The sequence below is a fragment of the Flavobacterium sp. GNP011 genome (assembly GCF_056428925.1).
Genome location: NZ_JBWJVJ010000005.1, coordinates 192,256 through 215,347, shown reverse-complemented (window position 1 = coordinate 215,347; position 23,092 = coordinate 192,256). Strand labels below are relative to the sequence as shown.

General features: G+C 31.5%; 18 protein-coding genes and 4 tRNA genes. 21 read left to right on the top strand and 1 reads right to left on the bottom strand.

From position 1 onward, the window contains the following. The first annotated feature begins 2,843 nt into the window (after positions 1-2,843). The 7 genes from AC061E_RS07015 (at position 2,844) to AC061E_RS06985 (ending at position 13,560) form a co-directional block, all read left to right on the top strand. The gene (locus AC061E_RS07015) at positions 2,844-5,945 is read left to right on the top strand and encodes a SusC/RagA family TonB-linked outer membrane protein (protein WP_478285590.1); all 3,102 of its coding nucleotides are present in this window, start codon (positions 2,844-2,846) and stop codon (positions 5,943-5,945) included. Positions 5,946-5,957: 12 nt separating this feature from the next. Further along, complete coding sequence (locus AC061E_RS07010) at positions 5,958-7,580, top strand: RagB/SusD family nutrient uptake outer membrane protein (protein ID WP_478285589.1); 1,623 nt, start codon at positions 5,958-5,960, stop codon at positions 7,578-7,580. A 189-nt stretch (positions 7,581-7,769) separates the two neighbouring features. Beyond that, on the top strand, positions 7,770-9,722 hold the full coding sequence (locus AC061E_RS07005; RefSeq protein ID WP_478285588.1) for a putative porin: 1,953 nt from the start codon (positions 7,770-7,772) through the stop codon (positions 9,720-9,722). Positions 9,723-9,905: 183 nt separating this feature from the next. Continuing rightward, on the top strand, positions 9,906-11,267 hold the full coding sequence (locus tag AC061E_RS07000; RefSeq protein WP_478285587.1) for a pyridoxal-phosphate dependent enzyme: 1,362 nt from the start codon (positions 9,906-9,908) through the stop codon (positions 11,265-11,267). A gap of 156 nt (positions 11,268-11,423) precedes the next feature. Next, the gene (locus AC061E_RS06995) at positions 11,424-11,906 is read left to right on the top strand and encodes a 3'-5' exonuclease (protein ID WP_478285586.1); all 483 of its coding nucleotides are present in this window, start codon (positions 11,424-11,426) and stop codon (positions 11,904-11,906) included. 93 nt (positions 11,907-11,999) lie between these two features. Then, the gene (locus AC061E_RS06990) at positions 12,000-13,271 is read left to right on the top strand and encodes a DUF2851 family protein (RefSeq protein WP_478285585.1); all 1,272 of its coding nucleotides are present in this window, start codon (positions 12,000-12,002) and stop codon (positions 13,269-13,271) included. 61 nt (positions 13,272-13,332) lie between these two features. Next, the gene (locus AC061E_RS06985) at positions 13,333-13,560 is read left to right on the top strand and encodes a PspC domain-containing protein (protein WP_144889117.1); all 228 of its coding nucleotides are present in this window, start codon (positions 13,333-13,335) and stop codon (positions 13,558-13,560) included. 43 nt (positions 13,561-13,603) lie between these two features. On the opposite strand, the gene AC061E_RS06980 is transcribed toward AC061E_RS06985, so the two are convergent. Beyond that, a complete protein-coding gene (locus tag AC061E_RS06980; protein ID WP_478285584.1) occupies positions 13,604-15,067 on the bottom strand; it encodes an APC family permease in 1,464 nt (487 codons plus the stop codon). Between the two features lie 239 nt (positions 15,068-15,306). Between AC061E_RS06980 and AC061E_RS06975 the strand changes: the two genes are divergently transcribed. The 14 genes from AC061E_RS06975 (at position 15,307) to rplA (ending at position 23,081) form a co-directional block, all read left to right on the top strand. Next, positions 15,307-16,203 carry a ComEA family DNA-binding protein gene (locus AC061E_RS06975; protein ID WP_478285583.1) on the top strand — a complete coding sequence of 299 codons (897 nt, stop codon included), beginning with the start codon at positions 15,307-15,309 and terminating at the stop codon, positions 16,201-16,203. A 161-nt stretch (positions 16,204-16,364) separates the two neighbouring features. Continuing rightward, the gene (locus tag AC061E_RS06970) at positions 16,365-17,534 is read left to right on the top strand and encodes an acyl-CoA dehydrogenase family protein (protein WP_478285582.1); all 1,170 of its coding nucleotides are present in this window, start codon (positions 16,365-16,367) and stop codon (positions 17,532-17,534) included. Between the two features lie 275 nt (positions 17,535-17,809). Next, entirely contained in the window at positions 17,810-18,004 is a 195-nt protein-coding gene (gene rpsU, locus AC061E_RS06965) for a 30S ribosomal protein S21 (protein WP_035670421.1), read from the top strand. Between the two features lie 69 nt (positions 18,005-18,073). Beyond that, positions 18,074-18,979: a tyrosine-type recombinase/integrase gene (locus AC061E_RS06960; RefSeq protein WP_478285581.1), complete on the top strand. Its 906-nt coding sequence runs from the start codon at positions 18,074-18,076 to the stop codon at positions 18,977-18,979. Between the two features lie 20 nt (positions 18,980-18,999). Next, on the top strand, positions 19,000-19,302 hold the full coding sequence (gene hpf / locus AC061E_RS06955) for a ribosome hibernation-promoting factor, HPF/YfiA family (protein WP_144889111.1): 303 nt from the start codon (positions 19,000-19,002) through the stop codon (positions 19,300-19,302). A gap of 90 nt (positions 19,303-19,392) precedes the next feature. Next, positions 19,393-19,466 (top strand) — tRNA-Thr (locus tag AC061E_RS06950). Between the two features lie 31 nt (positions 19,467-19,497). Beyond that, positions 19,498-19,578 (top strand) — tRNA-Tyr (locus AC061E_RS06945). A gap of 75 nt (positions 19,579-19,653) precedes the next feature. After that, a tRNA-Thr gene (locus AC061E_RS06940) sits at positions 19,654-19,725 on the top strand. Between the two features lie 52 nt (positions 19,726-19,777). Further along, positions 19,778-20,965, top strand: coding sequence for an elongation factor Tu (tuf, locus tag AC061E_RS06935; RefSeq protein WP_144889110.1), 1,188 nt, complete (start codon positions 19,778-19,780; stop codon positions 20,963-20,965). 60 nt (positions 20,966-21,025) lie between these two features. Beyond that, positions 21,026-21,096: transfer RNA gene (locus AC061E_RS06930), tRNA-Trp, on the top strand. A gap of 17 nt (positions 21,097-21,113) precedes the next feature. Further along, positions 21,114-21,311 (top strand): preprotein translocase subunit SecE, encoded by a 198-nt coding sequence (gene secE / locus AC061E_RS06925; protein ID WP_086455318.1) that lies wholly within the window; start codon positions 21,114-21,116, stop codon positions 21,309-21,311. A gap of 10 nt (positions 21,312-21,321) precedes the next feature. Then, on the top strand, positions 21,322-21,873 hold the full coding sequence (gene nusG, locus AC061E_RS06920; RefSeq protein WP_086455317.1) for a transcription termination/antitermination protein NusG: 552 nt from the start codon (positions 21,322-21,324) through the stop codon (positions 21,871-21,873). Between the two features lie 67 nt (positions 21,874-21,940). Next, a complete protein-coding gene (gene rplK, locus AC061E_RS06915; protein WP_007807442.1) occupies positions 21,941-22,378 on the top strand; it encodes a 50S ribosomal protein L11 in 438 nt (145 codons plus the stop codon). 13 nt (positions 22,379-22,391) lie between these two features. Then, on the top strand, positions 22,392-23,081 hold the full coding sequence (rplA, locus tag AC061E_RS06910) for a 50S ribosomal protein L1 (protein WP_039111376.1): 690 nt from the start codon (positions 22,392-22,394) through the stop codon (positions 23,079-23,081). Positions 23,082-23,092 lie beyond the last annotated feature (11 nt).

Genomic DNA, 23,092 nt, shown 5'->3' with positions numbered 1-23,092 from the left:
GTGTTAAAAGATTAAAACTATATCTCAAATTGTTTTTGAAGTAGAACATATTTCCTTGTCAATCTTGAATTAATTATGGATTTTAAGTTCTTTCAATAATTGGTGTAAGTCAAAATATCTAATTCAAAATAATGGGAATAGAAGTTAAAGTTATTGTTCTGAAATAGCCGAAAACTTTTTTTAGATCAACATAATTTTTCGAATGATGATTTAACTTGAATAAAAGAATATGAAATTGATATTCGTATACTTTATTAACCGAAGATTATATCTTTTTGATATACTATAAACTATCAGTAATGAAGTATTATTTTACAACTATTCAACCAGTTCAGAATTATAAATAATTATTCTAAAACTTTTAAAAGTTTTCTAAAACACTAATTTTAATAAAATTAATAATGTTGACAATTGTTAATATATTCATTTTTAATAAATAGGGTAATGTTGTAAAAATGGTTTGTTTTGTTATTTTTTTTATCAGTTGCATTTAAAACTTGAACTTATATTATAAAAAAAAGAAGAGCTCTATTCTAGTGTTTTATTTTTGAAAATTATATTGATATGATACCTTTTATAGGTATAATTATATTTATCGTAGAGTTTTCAATATTAGTTTAATTTAAGGTATTAATTTACTCTGTAAAATTCAAGAGGTGTTGACTTAGTGTAGTAGTAGCTAAAAAGCGATAGATTTATGCAGACAAAAGAAAACATGTCGGTTTGACTTGTCATTTTAAAGAATTTTTTATTGTTATCAATGTTTAAAGAATATTGATACTTTTAATATATAAATATTTTTTCAAAAACTTTTTTTTCTTTAGTTTGCAAAAAAATTAATCTAAAAGATTATCAAATTTAGTGTTTTTGCCATCCTTTTGATAATAAAATTATTTGGTAATATTTTTTTAAATACATTAAATGATTTTCTAACTATTTTAAGAGTGTTCTGATATCTTCTTTTTTCAACTTTATATTATTTTTTGTTATTATATTCTTGATGTTCTTCCTTCTATTAAATGATTTGTTTAAATCATATTATGAATCGATAATTTTACTCGAACAGGTAAGCAGTTTTACTAATATTTCTTTGAATTCATAACCTGATTTATCTTTATGATTTTGGATAAGTCATTTTCTGCATATCTTTTATATATGAACTATAGACTTTTAAAAAAGGTTCACTTCTCCATAATATTCGTTGATATGTTTTGTTAGGTAGGTATTTTCATTTTTATAATGTATTTGTTTTAATTCAAAGACTTAATAAACTCTTTAAGTCTGTTGAAGTATATTTAAAAATACACCTTATTTTTCATTCTATAATTTTGAGAGAATTTTTATAATATTTTTGAAAATGACTAAATAAATAATATTTGGTAAGTTGTTTTGTTTTTAAATAGATAAATTTTTTAAAGTTTTTTTCTTAAAGCTTATGCTTCAGATGATGTTTAGTTTAATAACAATGCAATATTCTCTTGTTATAGTCATGTTTAAGCGTGAATTTATAAAAAATTTCATTGTTTACTATCCAATTCTAGATTTATGTTTCATTGAAAAAAAATTATATGGAATTATTACTTGACGTGAACTATTGATTAAAATATTTACTTTTAAATCTGAGCTAATTTCTATATTTCCCTTTTATGGTTTTATTACTTCAAATATTTTTTTTTTTAAATATTTATTTAAATTTCAATATTCTTTTGTGAATATTTTTATACTGTTGTTTCTATAAAATTTTTATCAACGAGTATTTGTTATTTGATAATATATTCCAAAGTATTTAATATTTAATTGAATATTAAGAGTATGTGAGAAGGTGATTTAACTTAATTTGGGTTTTCTTTAGAGCAATATTTTTTCAATCTTCTTTTATATAAATTTTTCATTTTTATTCAATTTATTCAATTTATTAAATAATATGGATTTGTTATTAATTTTTATAAGAATTTACGCATTTATATTTTCAATAAGCTTACACGTTTTTTTTTTTTTAGATAGTAAGTTTTAATTTTAAAGATTAGTGTTTTGAAATACTTATAAAAAAAATTCTCTTTTGCTTTTTGCTATTATTTTTAAGTATCAAAACGCAAAATCGCCATAGATAAAATGAGGATAGAAAGGATCGAAAGTATGTCTAGTTATTTTCATGCAGTTTAATTAAAGTTATTAAATTGTTGACTGAATTTAAATAAGTTTTCTTTTTACTCTCGTTAAAAGGGTATCATAAAATTATTATTATAAATTACTGATAAATTATCTATATATTTTTTATAAGGTTTAGATAAGCTTAATCCAGATTTTACAATTTAATGATAATCTATAAAAATTAAAATATATTTTTTAAATATAACTCAAGTTAAATTCAAAAAGTTTTATTGTTCTAAAAAAAAACTAAATAAATTCAGAAATGATAAAAGGAATAGAAACAATAAAAATCTAAAAAAATTCTTGAATAACAATAAATGAATTTATATTAGATGCTTTTTTGTTAAAAGTTACCTTTTTTTTTGAATTATATTTAAATAATTCTCTGATTATTTAAATATAATATTTAATACAATTTATTTGAAGCATACTTTTATTTATTATTCAATCACTACAAAATGGATTTTTTTTTTTTGAAATCAAACAAGTTTTAAAGTTGTTAATATATATGAGTATTAAATCTGTATTTTTTGTAAGAATGTTAATATTTTATTGGAAATTCAAACTTTTTTAACAATCTATTACGGACTTTGACTATATTTAATATATATTTAATATTAACTATTAAAAGTTTGTTAATTAATAATTAATTAATAGTTTTGTCTTTTAACAAACTCAAAAAAAATAAATTTATGAGATCAAAATTTAAATGGATTTTTTCGTTGCTATTGGCACTGTCAATGCAATTCGCTTTTGCACAGGAAAGAACTATAACAGGTACTGTTACAGATGCGACAGGACCTATTCCTGGCGTAAATGTTTTAATTAAAGGTTCAAAGACAGGTGTGCAAACTACTTTGGATGGAACTTATTCGATTAAGGCTAAAATTGGAGATGTTCTAATATTCTCATTTGTTGGTATGCAAAATACCCAAGCTGTTGTAGGGGCTTCTAGTTCATTAAATGTTAAGCTTAAGGACGCAAGTGTTAACTTGCAGGAAGTAGTTGTAGGTGCTTATGGTAAAACTTCTACAAAAGCAAAGACAATAGGATCCACTCAGACTGTTACAGCGAAAGTAATAGAAGGAAGACCTAATGTTAACGTATTGCAATCATTGCAAGGCCAATTAGCAGGTACTAATATTGCATTAGCATCTGGTCAACCTGGGAGTAACAAAATTGATATTATCATCAGGGGAGCCTCTTCATTAAATGCTAGTCTTGATCCTTTGTATGTTATTGATGGTGTGCCTTTAACTCAAGCTTTTTTCAGAAACCTAAATCAAAATGATATAGAAAGTGTTTCTGTACTTAAAGATGCTTCTGCAACATCGGTTTATGGTAACAGAGGTACTAATGGAGTTATTGTAATTACTACCAAAAAAGGAGATTATAACTCTGCATTATCTGTAAATTATACTTCTTCTTATGGTGTTTCAGAATTTAGAGGAGATGATTACAATTTGGTTAATGCAAAACAACATTTAGGAATTCAAAAAGCTTTTGGAGCTGGTCCAGGTTTTACAGGTGTTGGTCCAGGTATTACAGTAAATGTAAATAACATCGATTCTTACGCTGTAAATACAGATTGGAAAAAGGTATTTTTTAGATCTGGTAAAACTTCAAGTCAAGATGTTAGCTTTTCTTTAGGTGGAGAAAACACTAAAAGTTTTACCTCTTTAAGCTACTTTCAACAAGATGGTATCGTTCCGACAACTGATTTCAAAAGATTTACTTTCAGATCTAATTTTTCTGGTAAATCTTCAAATGGAAGATTAACATATGGAACTAATGTTACAACTGCGTTTTCAAAAAGAAAACAACTAGAACAGGAAACAAGAGCGGGTATTAATAATAATATTTTGCAAAATCCACTAAATGGATATTTGCTTTCCCCAACGTATTTAAGGCCTGATACTTATCAAAGTGGTGCGCAGTTATTTGCTCAGTTTGGATCTCCAGCACTTGAACTTACTCCTTTTATGTTGCAAGATTTATTAAAAACTAATAATGCTCCAAGTTTTTTTGAAGAATTAAAAACAATTGTTTCGGCTAATTTAGGTTTTAAATTGACAAAAAATTTAACTTTCAAAAGTACTATTGGTGGTGATTATGCAGAAGATAAAAGAACTTTTGCAATTGGACCAGATGCTTATCTTTCTGTTGTAAGAGCAGTAGGTGCAGGACAAGCTTTTCATGGTCTTGAAACAATTCGTTCAAACAGAGAATTTTCTTTCAATTCAACTAATCAGTTAAACTATAAAATTGAATCAGGAAAGCATACTTTAGACGCTTCTGTTTTTATGGAGTATTTAAAAGCTCATAGAAGATCGTTTTTCTATCAACAAACAGGTCTGAATCCATTAACTTGGTCTCCGGGTGCTGGTACTGGTTATATTACTTATAGCTTAGCGTTACCATTTACTTATGCTCCAGCTGTAGGGGCATCAAGAGTAGATGCTGGTTTATTCTCTTATTTTGCTACCATGGATTATGATTTTGATTCTAAATACGGTATAGCTGCTACTGTGAGGAGAGATGCAAGTTCAAAGTTTATCAACGAAAATAAATGGGCTACTTTTTATTCAGTTGGAGCAAGATGGAATATTAGTAAAGAAGACTTTATGTTAAATAATAAATTTTTTACTGATTTAAAATTAAGAGCATCTTATGGTACTGCTGGTAATCAGAATATTGTAGCTAGGGATCAGGATAGTGATGCAGCTACTATTTTTAACGGAACCCAAATAGTTCGTGATTTAAATAGTACCCAAACTGGATATGGTAATGCACCTTCATTTGGTGTTTCTTCTATCGCAAACGTAAATGCAAAGTGGGAAACCACTTCTCAAGCTAACGTTGGTTTAGATTTTAATATAAAAAACAGATTATCTGGTTCTTTTGATGTTTACAAAAGAGTAACTACTGACTTGTATACTAGTATTCCTATTTCTTCATCTAATGGTATAACCAATTTAGCAGGTAATAATGGAGCGCTATCTAACGAAGGTATAGAGTTGTCTTTGAGATATGATGTACTTAAAAATTCAGATTTTAAACTTGCCATCTATGCAAATGGTGCTTATAACAAAAATAAGATAACAGATTTAGGTGTATTAAATGACGGAACTGGTAAGCAAAGAATTGGTACTGATTTTGCAAATGCTATTGGAGGTCCAGCAAATCAGTATTATGTAGTACCTTACAAAGGTGTTAACCCTGTAAATGGTAATCTTTTGTTTACAGACATAAATGGTGCTGATACAGAAAATCCTACGGATGCTGACAGAAGGTTATCAGGTAAAAATAATTTACCAGTTTATCAAGGTGGATTCGGTTTTAACGCTTCTTATAAAGGATTTTTCCTTGATGCTGCCTTTGCCTATTCAGCAGATTTTTATAGATTTGATATTGATTACCAAGGTTTGATGGATATTAGAAATGCAGAATTATTTGCTGTATCAGCCGATATATTGAATGCATGGACGCCGACTAACACTAATACTGATGTTCCTTCATGGAATGCTGCTAATATTGATGCAGCTGATATTTCTGATAGATTCTTGCAAGATGCATCTTTCATACGTTTAAGAAATCTAGGTGTTGGATATAGTGTTCCATCTAAATTTTTAGAAAGAACTTTTATGAAAAGTCTTCGTTTTAGATTGCAAGGAGAAAACATCTTGACTTTTACAAAATGGAGAGGATTTGACCCTGAGACGTTTAGAGCTTCTACAACTGGTTATTTTCCAACTCCAAAATTGTATACTTTTAGTGTAGACATTAATTTTTAAAAAAATAAAAAAATGAAAAAAAGAATATTAATTTTAAGTGTATTGGCAGTCTTTTTCTCTTGTTCAGATGCAACTGATATTGTACAAGCGGGAGAATTGAATGACGCTAGGTTATTTACATCTGTAAATAATATACAGTTATTTTTGAATGAAACTTATGATAGGCTTGGTACTGAGAATGAAATTTTGGTATCGTCATTACTGACTGACGAAGTTGCCATAGGTAGCGGTCTAGTTTCGAATGAAACTCAAAGATTTTTCTTATTAACTACAAATGGTTTTGCTGCAAATATTTGGAACGGCCATTACAATACTATTAATTATTGTAACAGACTTTTGAGAGGAGCTGCATTATATACTCCTAAAGCATCAGAAACGGCTCAGTATAATTCTATTTTAGCTCAAGCTAGAGCATTAAGAGCTTTTTCTCATTTTCAATTGTTGACTTATTTCTCTACAGATTTAAGTAATGATGCGGCTCCTGGTGTTATGCTTGTAGATTTTGTGCCTACTGCTGATCAAGATATTCCAAGGTCAACAAATGGTGAAGTTTTTAAGTTAATTGAAAGTGATTTAGCTTACGCGCAAGCTAATTTAGTTAATCCAACTGGACCAACTGCTTATAAATTTATTAACAGTAACTTTATTAGAGCATTTAAAGCAAGAATGTATTTATATAGAAAAAATTATGCTCAAGCTTTGATAAATGCTGATGATGCCTTAACTAACTCTGGATTGGTTTTGTCTACATCGACTGTTTCGGTAGCTAATTTTCCTTCTACAGCTGCAACTGTGGTTCCAAACGGTGCTGCTAATGGCGCTAACACCATAAATGTAGATCCTGGTACAGGTTTTCCTGTACAAAGAGCATTGTTTCAAATTGATCAATGGGCTTCTACATCTAGTCCAATGTATAGAAAAATGTGGGTTGATGCTGCACAAGGTGAAATTTTATTCGCTGTAGATAAGCCTATAAATAAAATTAATTTTAGTAGCCAATACAATACTAACGGATCATATATAACTGGTGGGCCATTATATGATATGGGTAGAAATTTATTCAACTTGTACAGTGCAGACCTAGGCGGTGGTGCACAAGATTATAGAAGATGGTGTTTTGTAGATCGTTCATCTACAATATCTGCTACTCCTGCTACCGCTTCTAGAACTAGTGAGGTTATTGTTATTGACAAGTATCCTGGTAAAAATGGTGGTCATACTGCTAATGATTTAAAAGTATTTAGATTATCTGAGATTTATTTTATCAAAGCAGAGTGTCTTATTAGAAGTGGTAATTTGACTGGTGCAGCTGATTTGATACGTCAAGTTAGACAAGCGAGAAGTTACACTGGCGGTGTTGTTCCACTTCCTGTATATGCAAATGCAACTGCTGCTTTAGCTGATGTATTGTTAGAAAGAAGAAAAGAACTTTCATTTGAAGGTCATAGATACATTGATTTAAAAAGATTAGGAGCTGATGCAGGTGTAACTAGTACTGACAGATTTGCTCAAGATGCGGTTAATTCTTCTGCAACTAATCCTGTTAATATTAATGTAATTGATTATAGATTCACATTACCAATTCCTCAAAGAGAAATTAATGTTAATGCTTTAACACAAAATCCAGGTTACTAAATTTTGGATATATCAATAATAAATGTATTTTATTTATCAAGCTGCGAGATTTTTATCTCGCAGTTTTTTTTTATCTCAAACTATTTGAACTTTGTTTTTTAAATTTCAATTGTTTAATTTATTTGAAATAAAACTTAGGTATTGTTTGATAAAATTTATCTTTGCATTCTAGGCAATACTATTTATCAAATGAAAAATTTTTTTTATTTTTTTTTTATTTTTTTTCAATTTACTTTTTTTGCACAATCAAAAAATGAATCGATTGTACAAAAACCGAAATCAATAAGAATTCCGGATTCACTTAAAAACAAAAAAGTAGCATCTATTGATCTATATAAAGTAATCACACTTGATAACGATACCACATATATAGATACTTCATTGACTATTCAAAAAGAGTACAGTCACAATTATTTACGAAAAGATATTTTTGGTTTACTTCCTTTTGCAAATGATGGCCAAACGTATAATACCTTGCGGTATAGCCTCAGGGAGTACAATCCTTTACCTGAGTTTGGCTTTAAAGCAAAACATTTTAATTTTCTAGAAGCACAGCAGTTAAGGTATTATTCTGTTGCTACGCCTGTTACTGAATTGTATTTTAAAACTACCATAAATAGAGGTCAATCTGTAGACGCTTTTATTAGTTTAAATACATCAGAAAATCTTAATTTTTCTATTGCATATAAAGGCCTTCGATCAGAAGGCGAATATCTGAACCAATTATCTAGTACGGGTAATTTTAGGTTTACTACTAGCTATAATACAAAGAATAAGCGTTATTTTGCAAAGGCGCATTATACTTTTCAAGACATTTTAAATGAAGAGAATGGTGGCATTACTACTATTGAAGATTTTGAAAGTGAAAACACAAGCTTTAATAATAGACAGCGGTTTGAAGTTTATTTTACAGATGCCAAATCTTTCCTAAAAGGGAAAAGAATTTTTCTGGATCATAATTTCAGAATAAATCCGGAAAAAGGGAATACAAATTTATATGTATCGCATCAAGTAAACTACGAAAATAAATTTTTCGAGTTCAATCAGCGTACAGTTTCCTCAACGGTAGGTTTTTCAACTGTTGATCGTTTTGGGGAATCATTTCTTAATTCCAATATAAACGACCAAACGCGTTATAATAAATTGTACAATAAAGTAGGCTTGACGTTTGAAAACAGTCTATTAGGTAAGTTTTATTTTTTTATTGATGATTTTAGATCAAATTCGTATTACAATAGGATTTTAATTTTTAACAATCAAACTAACATTCCTAGTGCCTTAAGTCAAGATATTAATACCATATCAGGTAAATACGCTTTTTATCGAAAAAAATTCTCTGGTTATTTTTCATATCAACGCTCTATAACACCTCAATCTTTATCAAATCTGGATGCAAATTTTAAATTTAATTTTAATGAAGATTTTCAACTGTCTTTGCAATATCAAAATTTGAATAAATTGCCAAATAATAATTATAACTTATACCAAAGTAGCTTTATACAGTACAACTGGTCTAATGATTTTAAAAATGAAAAAATTAATATATTAAATGCTAATCTAGTTTCTCCTTGGGTTGATATTGATTTTCAATATACCATACTCAATGATTATTTATACTTTACGAACATTGCAACAGATCAGCAAAAGAGTGTTAGAACTCAAATTGTGGCGCCTGCTCAGTACAATGGAACTATAAATCACGCTTCATTAAAGTTAAGTAAAGAAATTAGTTTTGGTAATTTTGCTTTAGATAATACTGTTTTATTTCAAAAAACAAGACAAGACGAACTTGTTTTAAATGTGCCCGAAGTGGTAATCCGAAACACCATTTATTATTCTAATTATTTCTTCAAAAATGCATTGTTTTTACAAACGGGAGTTTCTTTAAATTATTTTTCAAAATATTTTGCGAATGAATACAACCCGTTAATTGGCGAGTTTTTTGTTCAAAACGAGAAACAAATTGGGAATCATCCAAATTTAGATTTTTTTATAAATGCAAAAATTCAAAGAACTAGAATATACTTAAAAGCAGAACATTTTAATTCAAGCCTTACGGGCAATAATTTTTATGCTTCACCTAATAATCCATCTCGTGATTTCACAATTCGTTTTGGTTTAATCTGGAACTTTTTCAATTAATTTCAATTTTCTTTAGGGCGTTTTTCCGTGCTATGCGCTATATCTTTTCTTGCTTAAAGAAAGCAAGAAAAGGATGCCGCTTCTATCACGAACGCAATCTGTATTACACAAGAATATTACTTGCGAAAATGTTATCTTTGCACCATTATAGACTACAATTTATCATTTAAAATTTATAACCAAATGCGCTACGCCGAAAATATATTAGGAACAATAGGCAACACACCTTTAGTAAAACTAAATAGAGTAACCACCGAAGTGGATGCTCTTGTACTTGCAAAAGTAGAAACTTTTAATCCAGGAAATTCTGTAAAAGATAGAATGGCGGTTAAAATGGTTGAAGATGCTGAGGCTGATGGAAGATTGCAACCCGGAGGAACCATCATTGAAGGTACTTCAGGGAATACAGGAATGGGACTTGCACTAGTAGCTATAATTAAAGGTTACAAATTGATCTGTGTTATCTCTGATAAACAATCAAAAGAAAAAATGGATATTCTACGTGCCGTAGGAGCAAAAGTTGTTGTTTGTCCTACTGATGTAGAGCCTACTGATCCAAGATCCTATTATTCAGTTTCAAAACGGCTAGCTGAGGAAACACCTAATTCATGGTATGTCAATCAATACGATAATCCATCTAATGCAATTGCACATTATGAGCAAACTGGTCCTGAAATTTGGGAACAAACTAACGGTAAAATTACTCATTTTGTAGTTGGTGTAGGTACCGGCGGAACGATATCTGGAACTGCTAAGTATCTAAAAGAACAAAATCCAAATATTAAAATTTGGGGAATTGATACTTACGGCTCTGTATTTAAAAAATATCATGAAACGGGAATTTTTGATGAAAACGAAATTTATTCCTATATCACTGAAGGTATAGGGGAGGATATTCTTCCTAAAAACGTTGATTTCTCTCTTATTGATGGATTTACAAAAGTAACGGATAAAGATGCTGCAGTTTACACTCGAAAAATTGCACTTGAAGAAGGAATTTTTGTTGGGAACTCGGCAGGTGCTGCTATCAAAGGATTGTTGCAATTGAAAGAACATTTTAAGCCAGATGATGTGGTAGTGGTACTTTTTCATGATTCAGGAAGCCGTTACGTAGGGAAAATGTATAATGATGAATGGATGCGTGAACGTGGATTTTTAGAAGAAGAAGTAACTAAAGCAGAGGATGTTATCAAGGATCATATTGATAAGCCACTTATTGTTGTTCGCACCGAAGAGCTAGTTTCACATGCTATTGAGCGCATGCGTAAATACAAGATTTCTCAAATTCCCGTAATAGATATTACTGGATTTGTAGGTTCTGTTGACGAAAGTGATTTGTTCCAAAGTTATGTAGTTGATAAAAATGTAGCTGATAAACCGATAAAAGAGGTTATGGGTAAACCTTTTCCAATAGTGAAGCAGGGAACACCTATTGAAGAGGTTTCTAAATTATTCACAAAAGAAAACGAAGCTGTTTTAGTTGAATTAGCAAATGGTAATCACCATATTATTACTAAATATGATATTATTGGTTCTATTAAATAAATAGCTTATAATAGAATTTGAGGCCTACTTTGTTTTTACAATGTAGGCTTTTTTTGTTTTGATGAAGTCGATTTATGAACAGGTTAAAAGTAATTTTGAGTATCAGGAAGTTATTTTAATGTATTTTTGTAAATGTAACCTTAATATAGAAATAAAGTGACTTTTACTGCAATAGATTTTGAAACTGCAATTGGGTATCACCCTTGCTCTGTAGGTATTGTAACCGTTGAAAACGGTATTATTGTTGATGAATTTGTTACCTTAATACAGCCACCTAATAATTACTATTCCCCATACACAATACAAGTGCATGGAATTCATCCATACGATACAGAGTACGCAAAGACTTTTGCTGAAATATATCCTGAAATTTACAAACGCCTTTATAATCGTGTAATTGTTGCTCATAACGAGAGTTTTGATAGGAATGTTTTGTCTAAGTCCATGGCGAATAATTACTTGGATTATTCAGATTTAAATATCTCAGATCGATGGGAATGTACGGTTAAAATATACCGAAGCAAAGGATTGAAGCCTACAAAACTAAGCGATTGTTGTCGGGAAATGAACATAGAACTCAACCACCATGAAGCGCTGTCTGATGCGCGAGCCTGTGCACAATTGTACTTATTGAAATAGATAGTACTTAGCTTGTTTACCTTAAATTCGTATTATGTTTTGCTCAGAATAGATTATTTTCACTAATTTAGTAAGTAGTGAAATATAAACAATATGAAAGAAGATTTTCTTCATTACATTTGGAGATTTAAAAAATTCAATATTCTAGATTTGAAAACACATCAAGGTGAATCCTTGACTATCATAAATGTTGGGCAGTATTTAGAACTTTCGGGCCCTGATTTTTTTAATGCTCAAATCCTTATTGAGGGTCAAAAATGGGCTGGAAATGTTGAAATACATATAAAATCTTCTGATTGGTATGTACATCATCACGAAAAAGACGATGCCTACGATAGTGTTATTTTGCATGTAGTTTGGGAACATGACACTGAAATTTATCGAAAAAACAATACCGAAATTCCAGTTTTAGAACTAAAAAATTATGTTGATCCCTCAATTCTTAACAAGTATCAATCTCTTGTAGCTCCTAAATCTTGGATTTTCTGCGAGAAACAAATTAATCAAGTTGATCAGTTTGTATTGAAAAATTGGCAAGAACGATTGTTTTTTGAACGTTTAGAACGTAAATCAAAATCTATTTTTGATTTATTAAATCAAACTAATCAAGATTGGGAAGCGGTTTTATTTTGTCTTTTAGCTAAAAATTTCGGATTAAACACCAACGGAGACACTTTTTTAAAGATTGCACAATCTATTCCATTTGCTACCATTAGAAAAGAAAGTTTTGAAGTTGAAAATTTAGAAGCTTTAATTTTTGGCACCGCAGGTTTATTAGATGCTGATAAAGAGGATAACTATTTCAAGGATTTGAAATTCAGGTATTTTTATTTACTTCATAAATACCAGCTTGAAAAAAGCACAATAGAACCAGTCCAATTTTTTAAACATCGCCCAGATAATTTTCCCACAATTAGACTTTCTCAATTGTCAAATTTGTACCATTTACATCAAAATTTATTTTCAAAAATTAGTGTTTTAAAGTCTTTACAAAGTTGTTATAATTTGTTTCAAATTCCTTCATCATTGTATTGGAATATTCATTATCAGTTTGATAAAGTAAGTCCTAAAAAGAATAAAACGCTCTCTAAATCATTCATTGATTTGATTGTAATCAATACCATAATTCCAATACAATTTGCCTATCTAAAGAGTCAGGGTAAAGAAATAGCAGAGGATTTTATCAATTTGCTTATGGAAATTGCACCAGAGAAAAATTCGATTGTGGATAAGTTTGCCTCTTTCGGAATAGTTTCAAAAAATGCTTTTGATTCACAAACACTTTTGCAATTGAAAAATGAGTATTGTAATCAAAGTTTGTGTTTACAATGTAATATCGGTATGGATTTGCTCAAAAACAAATAGACAAGAATAAGAAGATGTGAATATAGAGTTGTATTTTTGTATTTATTAAATTCATTCCTAGATGTCAGCAATTTTAAAAATAAAATTTTTTTTCGAAAAACACGGATTTCATGTTTCTTCCAGATTAGCAGATACGCTTGGAATGCGGGCAAGTAGTGTGCGTCTTTTTTTTATATACCTTTCTTTTGTCACTGCTGGATTATGGTTTGCAGTGTACCTTACACTCGCATTTTGGATGAAGTTAAAAGATCTCATAAGGGCAAAACGAACTTCAGTATTTGATTTGTAAAATAAATAAAAAAGGCTCCTAATTATTAGGAGCCTTTTTTACTTTATTCTTGTGGGTTGTTCAATTTAGAATTTCGTTTTCCGTAAAGGAAATAAATCAGAATTCCAATTGCTAACCAACCTAGTGAAAATAATTGTGCTTGAATACTCAAGTTTATCATTAACCAAGTGTTGATTGCAATTCCACAAACAGCAATTACTGGTAAAGCAGGAACTTTAAAAGTACGAACTAGTTCAGGTTGTTTAACTCTTAGCATCCATACAGCGATACATACCATTGTAAAAGCAAATAAGGTACCGAAACTTGTCATTTCGGCAAGTTTACTAATCGGTGTAAATGCAGCAACAGTAGCAATAAATCCACCTAAGATCATCAAGTTTGTTTTTGGTGTACCAGATAAAGGATTAACTTTTGAGAAAACAGGAGGAATCAAACCATCCTTTGACATTCCTAAAAAGATACGAGATTGTCCCATGATCATTACCATTAATACTGATATTAAACCTACAGTAGCAGCTATTGTAATAATATAACCAGCCCATGCTTGTCCAGCAATGTCAAATGCATAAGCTACGGGAGCTTTAATAGCTTCAGGATATTTTCCTAGTGGGTTAAAGTCTTGGTAGCTAATCATACCTGTTAAAACTAATGATACTAATATGTAAAGAATTGTACATACTAATAATGATACAATAATAGCAAAAGGAACGTCTTTTTTAGGATTGATTGCTTCACCAGCTTGAGTAGAAACAGCATCAAAACCTACATAAGCAAAGAAAATAGCTGCAGCACCAGATATAACGCCATTGATTCCGTAAGCTTGATGTGGTTTTTCATCAACGATAATAGTTTGTACATCAGGAATAAATGGAGACCAGTTGTCTACATCTATGAAGAAAGCTCCGGCAATAATTACAAAAATTACAGCAGATACTTTTAAGATTACAATAAAGTTGTTAGCGCTAGCTGCCTTTTCAGTACCTTTTATTAATAAAGATATGACCAAAATTACAATTAAAAAAGCGGGTAAGTTCATTGAAAATCCTTCGCCAGTATAACTCGCTGGGTCAGTGGTAAGCCACTCAGGGAGTTTTATACCAAACATTTTCAGCATTTTATTGAAATAGCCTGACCACGAAACGGCGACGGTCATAGATCCCATAGCATATTCAAGTATTAATCCCCAGCCAATTATCCAAGCAAATATTTCTCCAATAGTCCCATAAGCATACGCATAAGCAGATCCTTCTACAGGTAAAATAGAAGCAAATTCAGAATAGCACAACGCTGCAAATACACAGGCAATTCCCGCAATAACAAATGAAAGTGCTAGTGCTGGTCCAGCATGGTTATATGCTCCTGTACCTGTAAGAACGAATATTCCTCCTCCGATAATAGCTCCAATACCAATTGCAGTAAGGCTCCACTTTCCTAAAACTCTTTTTAATTGACTTTTTTTCATATCAGCTTCAAAAGCTGATACTGGTTTAACTCTCCAAATTGACATGGTTGTTTAATGTTTTAAGTTATTAAGCTCCAAATGTATTGTTTTTTATAAAAAATAAAAACAATAATTGATTTTTAACTCATAAAAAATGTTTTAAAATCCTTTTTCATGTCTTTTTTGTCAATTTATTATAATTACTCTTATATTTTTGTTTTAAATACTCATGTTTTTTTTAAGGATTGATTCTTTATTTTTTTTATTTTTATACGCATCTAACTTTTAATAATTTCAATCAAATTATGAGCTTCAAAGCTTTTGAATCCTTTTTAAAGTTCAATAAAGAACAACGTCTTGGAATTATAGTATTATTTACCATCATTATTTTTTTACAAATATGCTACTATTGTTATGATTTTAGTCCTACTATTGAACAGTCACCGCAGGAGTTACAGTGGATTGCGTTGCAGTCAACTTTAGATTACGAGAAGAATGTTAATAAAAATCTACCAAAACAACAGTATGCATTCAATCCCAATTTTATTTCAGATTACAAAGGCTATAAGTTAGGGATGTCTACACAAGAGATTGACAGGTTACTTGCTTTTAGAAAGCAGAATAAATTTGTAAACTCTCCAGAGGAATTTCAAAGGGTAACACAAATTTCAGATTCAGTACTTGAAACCATGTCTCCCTTGTTTAAGTTCCCTAATTGGGTTGGGCATAAAAAAGGCACGACTCCTTATAAAGAATATAAAAATCAGCAGTATCAGGCTTTCGCCAAAAACGAAAAGGTATCAGTATTAGATATTAACCAAGCCGATAAAGAAGCTTTTATGGATGTCTACGGAATAGGAGACGCTATTTTTACCCGAATTTTAAAACAGAAAGAGACACTTGGCGGCTTTGTTTCAATGGATCAAATGGGCGAAATATGGGGTCTATCTCCAGAAGTTATTGAAAAATTAAACATTCATTTTAAAGTTGGAACGCTTCCTAATATCAAGAAAGTTGACATCAATAATGCGTCTTTGAAAGAACTTAGCACGTTTCATTACTTTAGATATGCGCTTGCTAAAGAAATTGTAACATATAGAAGTATGAATGGAAACATAAAAAATATTGAGGATTTAACAAAAATTAAGGGATTTCCTGTTGATAAAGCAAAAATAATTGCCTTATATTTGGACTTTAAATAGAACTATCAAAAAACTAGAATAAAAAGTACGTTTTTTTGTCATAATTTGTACAAACGTAATTTTATTGTTCTTTCCTATTTTGATTTTTTGACACTTATCAGGAAACTGACTTTGTATCTAGTTTCTATCAATTTAAAATTTGTTAAAAAGAAAAAAAACATATGAATTCAATTTACTTCACAGAGGAGCACCAAGCATTTAGAGAAAGTTTAAAAGGTTTTTTACAAAAAGAAGTGGTTCCGCACATTGAGAAATGGGAAAAAACAGGAACAATAGAGCGCTTTATTTGGGAGAAATTCGGGGAAATGGGTTATTTTGGTATAGCTTACCCAGAGGCATACGGAGGTCTTGGTTTAGACTTATTTTACACAGTTATTTTCCTTGAGGAATTACAAAAAATAAAATCATCTGGTTTTGCTGCAGCCATGTGGGCTAATGCTTATTTGGCTATGACACACTTAAATGCCGAAGGTGACGAAAGGATAAAACAAGATTACTTGGTCCCGAGTATCGCTGGAAAGAAAATAGGTGCTTTATGTATCTCTGAGCCTTTTGGAGGTAGTGATGTTGCGGGAATGCGTACTAATGCCGTTAAAAAAGGGGATAAATATGTAATCAATGGTTCAAAAACATTTATTACTAATGGTATATATGCCGATTATTACATTGTGGCTGCCAAAACAAACCCAGAACTTGGTAACAAGGGAATTAGTATTTTTTTGATGGATACGGGTTTGAAAGGAATATCAGCTTCAAAACTTGATAAACTAGGCTGGAGGGCATCGGATACAGCAGAGATTGCTTTTGATAATGTAGAAATCCCTGCAGAAAATTTAATGGGTGAAGAGGGTAAAGGATTTCCTTATATCATGCAGCATTTTGCTTTAGAGCGTTTGATTATGGCTATCAATGCGCACGCTAGAGGTGAATATGCTATTGATTATACTATTGATTATATGTCGCAACGTGAGGCTTTTGGTAAAAAAATCATTAAGTTCCAAGCACTAAGACATACACTTGTAGAACATGCAACGGAGGTTGAGCATTGTAAAATTTTCAATTATGCTGCAGTAGCCCGTCTTGATAAAGGGGAGTATGTAGTTAAAGAAGCGACAATGGCAAAATTGAAATCTACAAAAGTAGCCGATGAGACCATTTACAGTTGTTTGCAAATGCTAGGAGGCTACGGTTACATGGAAGAGTATCCATTGGCACGCTTGTTTAGAGATAGTCGTTTAGGGCCTATCGGTGGAGGAACATCAGAAATCTTAAAAGAAATTTTAGGAAAAATGATTATTGATAATCAAAATTATGAGCCAGCTGTAAAATAGTTTGGTTCCCTTATGTATAAGGTACGAGTTATAAATATTAGTAAGAGTCTTGTTTTTCAAGGCTCTTTTTTTGTGTGAAGGTTAGAAGTGGAAATCCTTTATGGATGCGTAGCAGCAAATAAAGATTGTAGCGCATAGCCTGACGGCAAAAAGATAGTATTTCAACAGGTAAAAAATACTTCCTTGCCGGCACACCCAAAATAAATAACAATAAATAGCGATAAAGTAAAAATAATGTCTACTTTTGCAGTCTAAAGAAAGGGGGTGTCTATATTATGTTAATTATACCAATTAAAGACGGAGAAAATATCGATAGAGCGTTAAAACGTTACAAAAGAAAATTTGATAAAACAGGAACTGTTCGTCAATTAAGAGCACGTACTGCTTTTATTAAGCCTTCAGTAACGAATAGAATCAAAATTCAAAAAGCGGCTTATATCCAAAATATGAGAGATAACTTAGAGAGTTAATCTATTTTACGGAAAAATAAAACCGTTAGTAATCAAAATTTAATAACTTTGATGCTAACGGTTTTTTTTATGACTACAAATAAAAATGCATTTCGAGATTATCTCACCTTGGAGAAAAAATATTCAGCACACACCATTTTGGCTTATTGTGTGGATGTAGATGCATTTTCGGAATACATTAAAAAAGAATTTGATCAAGAAACTATAGATCATGTTCATTATGCTCAAATAAGAAACTGGATTGTCTCACTAGTGGATAAGTCGGTTTCGAATAGTTCTGTCAATCGTAAAGTGGCTTCCCTTAAAGCCTACTTTAAATTTTTAATGAAAATAAAGCAAATTGAGACAAGTCCTTTACTAAAACATAAAGCTCTCAAAACAGCTAAAAAAGTACAAATACCTTTTTCGGAAAATGAAATGCAAAATCTTTTGTTTGAAACTCAATATTCTGAAGGCTTTGAGCAAATAAGAAACGCTCTAGTTGTAGAGTTGTTTTATGCTACCGGAATTCGCCGGACCGAGTTAATACATTTAAAAAATTCAGATGTAAATTTGTCAAACAGCACTATAAAAGTATTGGGAAAGCGAAATAAAGAAAGAATAGTTCCGTTGTTGCCTATACTTAAAGATCAAATATCTCGTTATCAAGAAGTAAGAAGAACGCTAGTTATGATTAATGATGAAGAGTGTTTTTTTTTAACCAAAAAAGGAGATAAATTAAGTGATTCTTTTGTGTATCGATTAATAAATTCGTACTTTAGTAATATATCTGAAAAGTTAAAAAAAAGTCCTCACATTTTAAGGCACACGTTTGCTACTCATTTGTTAAACAATGGGGCTGATTTAAACTCCGTTAAAGAGTTGCTTGGTCATTCAAGTTTAGCTTCTACTCAGGTCTATACCCATAACAGTTTAGCTGAGCTAAAAAATGTATATGCAAAAGCGCACCCGCGAGAAAAGAATAATACTATTTGAACCATTAAAAAAAGAAGATTATGAAGGTAAGTGTACATGCAGTTAACTTTACAGTTGACAAGAAGCTAGTTGATTTTGTTCAAGAGAGATTGGATAAATTAGAAAAGTACTATGACAAGGTTGTATCGTCGGATGTTTTTTTAAAAGTAGAAAAAACTAGTGAAAAAGAAAATAAAATTGCCGAGGTAAAAATAATTGTTCCTGGTGATGAATTTCTGGTCAAAAAGCAGTGTAAAACCTTTGAAGAAGCGATAGAATTATCTTCGGAATCTTTAGAACGAATGTTGCTCAAGAGAAAAGAAAAGATTAGTTCTCATATTTAATATAAATTTTTTTCAAAAAATGTTTTGATTGAGAGATAAAATCTATACATTTGCAGTCCGTTAGAAATAGCGGACTTTTTTTATTGATTTGCCAGCGTAGCTCAGTTGGCTAGAGCAGCTGATTTGTAATCAGCAGGTCGTGGGTTCGAGTCCCTCCGCCGGCTCAAATTATTGAGGTATAAAATAAAAAAAGTTGGGGAGATACTCAAGCGGCCAACGAGGGCAGACTGTAAATCTGCTGTGTGAACTTCGCAGGTTCGAATCCTGCTCTCCCCACAAGAAAACTTGAATTGTGTTTTTTGAATTGAAAAATTTAAAAATTGTAGTTTAAGCTCTTTGATAAGAGGTTCTGCCGACTTAGCTCAGAGGTAGAGTGCTTCCTTGGTAAGGAAGAGGTCACGGGTTCAATTCCCGTAGTTGGCTCAAGTAAGTAGGAAATAAAAATTAATATATAACAAGATTAAAATTAAGTAAAATGGCAAAAGAAACCTTTAACCGTTCGAAACCACACTTAAATATTGGTACGATCGGACACGTAGATCACGGTAAAACTACTTTAACAGCAGCAATCACAAAAGTATTATCTGATGCTGGTTACTGTCAAGCAAAATCATTTGATCAAATTGATAATGCTCCTGAAGAAAAAGAAAGAGGTATTACAATTAATACATCTCACGTTGAGTATGAAACTGCTAATCGTCACTATGCACACGTTGACTGTCCAGGTCACGCGGATTACGTGAAGAACATGGTTACAGGAGCTGCTCAAATGGATGGAGCTATTCTTGTTGTAGCTGCAACTGATGGACCAATGCCACAAACACGTGAGCACATCCTTTTAGGTCGCCAAGTAGGTATTCCTAGAATGGTTGTTTTTATGAATAAAGTGGATATGGTTGATGATGCTGAGTTGTTAGAGCTTGTTGAAATGGAAATTAGAGACTTGTTGTCTTTCTACGAATATGATGGTGATAACTGTCCAGTTATTCAAGGTTCTGCTTTAGGTGGATTGAATAATGATGCTGCTTGGGTTCCTAAAATTCTTGAATTGATGGAAGCTGTTGATTCTTGGATCGAAGAGCCAATCAGAGATACAGAAAAACCTTTCTTGATGCCAGTTGAGGATGTATTTACAATTACTGGTCGTGGAACTGTTGCTACAGGTCGTATCGAAACAGGTATTGCTAATACAGGAGATCCGGTTGAAATCATTGGTATGGGAGCTGAAAAATTGACTTCTACTATCACTGGAGTTGAAATGTTCCGTAAAATCCTTGATAGAGGTGAAGCTGGAGATAACGTAGGTTTATTATTAAGAGGTGTTGATAAAGAATCTATCAAAAGAGGAATGGTTATCATTAAGCCAGGATCTGTTAAGCCACACGCAACTTTCAAAGCTGAGGTTTATATCTTGAAAAAAGAAGAAGGTGGACGTCACACTCCATTCCATAACAACTATCGTCCACAGTTCTACGTACGTACAACTGACGTAACAGGAGTTATTACTTTACCAGAAGGTGTAGAGATGGTAATGCCAGGAGATAACTTAACTATCAATGTATCTTTGTTAAGCCCAATCGCAATGAGCGTTGGTTTACGTTTCGCTATCCGTGAAGGTGGTAGAACAGTAGGAGCTGGACAAGTTACTGAAATCGTAGGTTAATCTACAATAAAAATAAATTCAAAAACAATGTCGTTTAACGACGACATTGTTTTTTATTCTACGGGCGTAGTTCAAGGGTAGAATAGCGGTCTCCAAAACCGTTGATGGGGGTTCGAATCCCTCCGCCCGTGCAAAAAAATATATCACAATGACAAAAGTTGTAAATTACATATCAGAAGCATTTGAAGAGTTGAAATCAAATGTAACTTGGCCAGAATGGTCTGAGGTACAGCGTCTCACGATTGTTGTGGCTGTATTTTCTGTATTATTTGCCTTGGGAACATGGGGAGTTGATGAAATTTTCGCAAAAGCTTTAGCTGGATTTTTTAACTGGATAAAAGCTTAATTTATTTGTTATGGCAGATGTGAATGTAAAAAAATGGTATGTCGTTAGAGCGGTAAGTGGCCAAGAAAATAAAGTTAAAGCTTATATTGAGACTGAAATTGCAAGATTAGAAATGACTGATTATGTTTCTCAAGTTCTAGTTCCTACTGAAAAAGTAGTAACTGTAAAAGAGGGAAAAAAATTAGTTAAAGATAAAGTTTATTTTCCTGGCTATGTCATGATAGAAGCGAATCTTGTTGGAGAAATACCTCATATCATAAAATCAATTACTAGCGTTATTGGTTTTTTAGGTGAGATTAAAGGTGGTGAACCTGTTCCTTTAAGAATGTCTGAGGTTAACAGAATGTTAGGTAAGGTCGATGAACTTGCTGTAAATACTGATACTAGATCTATTCCTTTCAATGTTGGAGAGACAATTAAAGTTATTGATGGTCCATTTAATGGATTTAATGGTTCAGTTGAAAAAATAAATGAAGAAAAGCGTAAACTAGAAGTAATGGTTAAAATTTTCGGTAGAAAAACACCATTAGAGCTTAGTTTTATGCAGGTTGAAAAAGTATAATTTTTGTTACATCTATAATATCCACTGTAATCGCTTCCAATGATTATGGTGTTAAATTTTTTAAAAAATGGCTAAAGAAATTAGTAAGGTAGTTAAACTACAAGTTAAGGGAGGTGCTGCGAATCCGTCGCCACCGGTTGGACCTGCTTTAGGAGCTGCTGGGGTTAATATCATGGAGTTCTGTAAGCAATTCAATGCTAGAACACAAGATAAACCTGGCAAAATATGCCCAGTACAAATTACTGTGTATAAAGACAAATCATTTGATTTTGTTGTAAAAACTCCTCCAGCTGCCGTTCAATTATTGGAGGCTGCAAAGCTAAAGTCTGGATCAGGTGAACCAAATCGTAAAAAAGTAGCTAGTGTTACTTGGGATGTTATCAAAGCGATAGCTGAAGATAAAATGGTAGATTTAAATGCATTCACAATCGAATCTGCAATGAGCATGATTGCTGGAACTGCTAGATCTATGGGTATAACTGTATCAGGAGATGCTCCTTTTTAATTAAGAGAAAGAAATGGCAAAATTAACAAAAAAGCAAAAAGAGGCTGCTTCTAAAATTGAGAAGAACAAACTATACTCTTTGAAAGATGCTGCTGCATTAATCAAAGTTATAGCTTCTGCAAAATTTGATGAGTCTGTTGATATCGCAGTTCGTTTGGGTGTTGATCCAAGAAAAGCGAATCAAATGGTAAGAGGTGTTGTTACATTACCTCACGGTACTGGTAAAGATGTAAAAGTTTTAGCATTAGTTACTCCGGATAAAGAAGCTGAGGCTTTGGCAGCTGGTGCTGATTATGTAGGTCTTGATGACTATTTACAAAAAATCAAAGATGGTTGGACAGATGTTGATGTAATTATCACTATGCCAGCTGTTATGGGTAAATTAGGTCCTTTAGGTCGTATTTTAGGACCAAGAGGTTTAATGCCAAACCCTAAAACAGGTACAGTAACAATGGATGTTGCTAAAGCTGTTCAAGAGGTTAAAGCTGGTAAAATTGACTTTAAAGTTGATAAAACTGGAATTGTTCATGCTGGAATTGGTAAAGTTTCTTTTGGGGCTGAGCAAATCTATGACAATGCACACGAAATTATTCAAACATTAATTAAACTTAAGCCAACTGCTGCTAAAGGTACATACATTAAAGGTATACACCTTACAAGCACAATGAGTCCTGCTATTGCATTGGATCCTAAAGCAGTATAATTGGTAGTTAA

Excerpts from the sequence above, each read along its gene's own strand:
- AC061E_RS07005 (WP_478285588.1), top strand. The coding sequence starts at position 7,770 with ATGAAAAATTTTTTTTATTTTTTTTTTATTTTTTTTCAATTTACTTTT.
- rpsU (WP_035670421.1), top strand. The coding sequence starts at position 17,810 with ATGTTAATTATACCAATTAAAGACGGAGAAAATATCGATAGAGCGTTA.
- AC061E_RS06980 (WP_478285584.1), bottom strand. The coding sequence starts at position 15,067 with ATGTCAATTTGGAGAGTTAAACCAGTATCAGCTTTTGAAGCTGATATG.
- AC061E_RS07015 (WP_478285590.1), top strand. The coding sequence starts at position 2,844 with ATGAGATCAAAATTTAAATGGATTTTTTCGTTGCTATTGGCACTGTCA.
- AC061E_RS06975 (WP_478285583.1), top strand. The coding sequence starts at position 15,307 with ATGAGCTTCAAAGCTTTTGAATCCTTTTTAAAGTTCAATAAAGAACAA.
- secE (WP_086455318.1), top strand. The coding sequence starts at position 21,114 with ATGACAAAAGTTGTAAATTACATATCAGAAGCATTTGAAGAGTTGAAA.
- AC061E_RS06970 (WP_478285582.1), top strand. The coding sequence starts at position 16,365 with ATGAATTCAATTTACTTCACAGAGGAGCACCAAGCATTTAGAGAAAGT.
- AC061E_RS07000 (WP_478285587.1), top strand. The coding sequence starts at position 9,906 with ATGCGCTACGCCGAAAATATATTAGGAACAATAGGCAACACACCTTTA.
- rplK (WP_007807442.1), top strand. The coding sequence starts at position 21,941 with ATGGCTAAAGAAATTAGTAAGGTAGTTAAACTACAAGTTAAGGGAGGT.
- AC061E_RS06960 (WP_478285581.1), top strand. The coding sequence starts at position 18,074 with ATGACTACAAATAAAAATGCATTTCGAGATTATCTCACCTTGGAGAAA.
- nusG (WP_086455317.1), top strand. The coding sequence starts at position 21,322 with ATGGCAGATGTGAATGTAAAAAAATGGTATGTCGTTAGAGCGGTAAGT.
- tuf (WP_144889110.1), top strand. The coding sequence starts at position 19,778 with ATGGCAAAAGAAACCTTTAACCGTTCGAAACCACACTTAAATATTGGT.
- rplA (WP_039111376.1), top strand. The coding sequence starts at position 22,392 with ATGGCAAAATTAACAAAAAAGCAAAAAGAGGCTGCTTCTAAAATTGAG.
- hpf (WP_144889111.1), top strand. The coding sequence starts at position 19,000 with ATGAAGGTAAGTGTACATGCAGTTAACTTTACAGTTGACAAGAAGCTA.
- AC061E_RS06990 (WP_478285585.1), top strand. The coding sequence starts at position 12,000 with ATGAAAGAAGATTTTCTTCATTACATTTGGAGATTTAAAAAATTCAAT.
- AC061E_RS06985 (WP_144889117.1), top strand. The coding sequence starts at position 13,333 with ATGTCAGCAATTTTAAAAATAAAATTTTTTTTCGAAAAACACGGATTT.
- AC061E_RS07010 (WP_478285589.1), top strand. The coding sequence starts at position 5,958 with ATGAAAAAAAGAATATTAATTTTAAGTGTATTGGCAGTCTTTTTCTCT.